Raw genomic sequence first — 2,524 nt, forward strand, 5'->3', positions numbered from 1 at the left:
GCGCTCCAGCAGCGGATCCAGCACAGCGAGTACGGAGTCCAGCGCCTCCGCGAACACCGGGAACCGGCCGTAAAGCTCCTGGCCCATCCCCAGCCGCTGCGAACCCTGACCGGAGAACAACACCGCCGACCTGTCAGCAACGACCGCACCCGACACCACCGAGGCATCCGGAGCACCGGACGCCAAGGCTGCGAGGGCTCGTACCGCATCAGTGGAGCCGTCCGGCAGCACCACCGCGCGGTGGTCGAACTTCGACCGGCCCGTCGCCAGCGAATACCCGACATCCACCGGCCGCAGCTCCGGCCGACCCTCCATCGAGGCCAGCAGCTTGGCGGCCTGGCCGCGCAGCGCCTCCGGCGTCTTGCCGGACAGCACCCACGGCACCACACCCAGCTCCACCGCGGGAGCCTCGGACCCCGTCACCACCGTTCCCTGGATGACGTCCGCCGGCTGCTCCAGGATCACGTGCGCGTTCGTACCGCTGATACCGAACGACGACACACCCGCGCGCCGGACGCGACCGGCCTCCGGCCAGGCCGTCGGCTCGGTCAGCAGCTCCACCGCGCCCGCCGACCAGTCCACATGCGAGGACGGGGCGTCGACGTGCAGCGTCTGCGGCAGCACACCGTGGCGCATCGCCATGATCATCTTGATCACGCCCGCCGCACCGGCGGCGGCCTGGGTGTGGCCGATGTTCGACTTCACCGAGCCGAGCAGCAGCGGCTGCTCCGGGTCGCGGTCGCGTCCGTACGTCGCCAGCAGCGCCTGCGCCTCGATCGGGTCACCCAGCGACGTGCCGGTGCCGTGCGCCTCGACGACGTCGACGTCCTCGGCCAGCAGCCCGCCGCTGGCGAGCGCCTGGCGGATCACCCGCTGCTGCGAGGGGCCGTTGGGCGCGGTCAGACCGTTGGAGGCGCCGTCCTGGTTGACCGCGCTGCCGCGCACCACGGCCAGAATCTCGTGACCGTTGCGCAACGCGTCCGACTGCCGCTCCAGGAGGAGCATGCCGATGCCCTCGGACCAGCCGACACCGTCGGCGGACTCGGAGAACGCCTTGCACCGTCCGTCGGGGGCCAGGCCCCTCTGACGGGAGAATTCCACGAAGGTGTCGGGGACCGACATGACGGTGACGCCGCCGGCCAGGGCCAGCGAGCACTCACCGCTGCGCAGCGCCTGCGCGGCCAGGTGCATCGCGACCAGCGACGACGAGCACGCGGTGTCCACCGTCACCGCCGGACCTTCGAACCCGAAGGTGTACGAGACCCGGCCGGAGGCGACGCTCAGTGCGCTGCCCTGGCCCTGGAAGCCCTCGAACTCCTTGCCGCTCAAGTTGGTGTTGTAGCCGCCGTACATCACACCGGCGAATACGGCCGTCTGGCTGTCGCGCAGCGACACCGGGTCGATACCCGCCCGCTCGATCGCCTCCCACGACGCTTCGAGCAGCAGCCGCTGCTGCGAGTCCGTCGCCAGCGCCTCGCGCGGGCTCATCCCGAAGAACGCGGGATCGAACTCATCCGCCGTGTGCAGGAATCCGCCCTGCCGCGTGTACGAGGTACCCATGTGGTCGGGGTCGGGGTTGTAGAGCCCGTCGACGTCCCACCCGCGGTTGTCCGGGAAGTCCGTGACGACGTCGGCGCCTTCGGTGACCACGCGCCACAGGTCTTCCGGCGAGCCGATGCCGCCGGGGAAGCGGCAGCTCATGCCCACGATGACCACCGGATCGTCGTCCAGCATGGCCTGGGAGAGCGCCGGTACGGCCGTCGTCGCGTCGGTGCCTGCGGCCTCCGGACCGACGAGTTCGTAGAGCAGATGGTCCGCCAGTGCCTCGACGGTCGGGTAGTCGAAGACCATCGTCGCGGGCAGCCGCAGTCCGGTCGTCGTGTTCAGCCGGTTGCGGAGTTCCACCGCTGTCAGTGAGTCGAAGCCCAGGTCGCGGAAGGCCCGTGTCGGGTCGACTCCGTCGCCGCTCGTGTGGCCGAGCACGAGGGCCGCCTGGTCCCGTACCAGGGTGAGCAGCGTCTCGTACCGTTCGGCACGCTCCAGCTTGCTGAGTCGCTCGGCGAGGCCCGCGTCCGTACGCGTTCCAGGGCCCGAGACCGCCGTACGTCGTATGCCCGGCCGGACCAGGCCGCGCAGCAGCGGCGTGACGGCGCCCTGGGCACGCAGCGCGGACAGGTCCAGTCGTACGGGTGCCACTGCGGCCTGGCCGGTGGCCAGCGCGGCGTCGAACAGTGCGATGCCCTGGTCGACCGAGAGCAGGGGCATGCCCGCCTCGGCGGCCCGGCGCAGATCGGCTTCTCCGAGACCGCTCGTCATGCCGGCGCCCTGGTTCCAGGCGCCCCAGGCGAGCGAGACTCCCGGCAGGCCCTCGGCCTGCCGGTGTGCGGCGAGCGCGTCCAGGAAGGCATTGCCCGCCGCGTAGTTGGCCTGCCCCGCGCCACCGATGACTCCGGAGACCGAGGAGTAGAGGACGAAGGCGGCGAGGTCGAGGTCCCGGGTCAGCTCGTGCAGGTTCCACGCCGCA

Annotated in this window: 1 protein-coding gene; it reads right to left on the reverse strand. The window is 71.3% G+C overall.

The annotated features are described in order from the left end of the window. Positions 1–2,524 (reverse strand): type I polyketide synthase (locus tag ACFPZI_RS28205; RefSeq protein WP_381368657.1); only part of this gene is annotated, 2,524 nt, incomplete at both ends.

The organism is Streptomyces chlorus, assembly GCF_042655885.1.
Lineage (GTDB): Bacteria > Actinomycetota > Actinomycetes > Streptomycetales > Streptomycetaceae > Streptomyces > Streptomyces chlorus.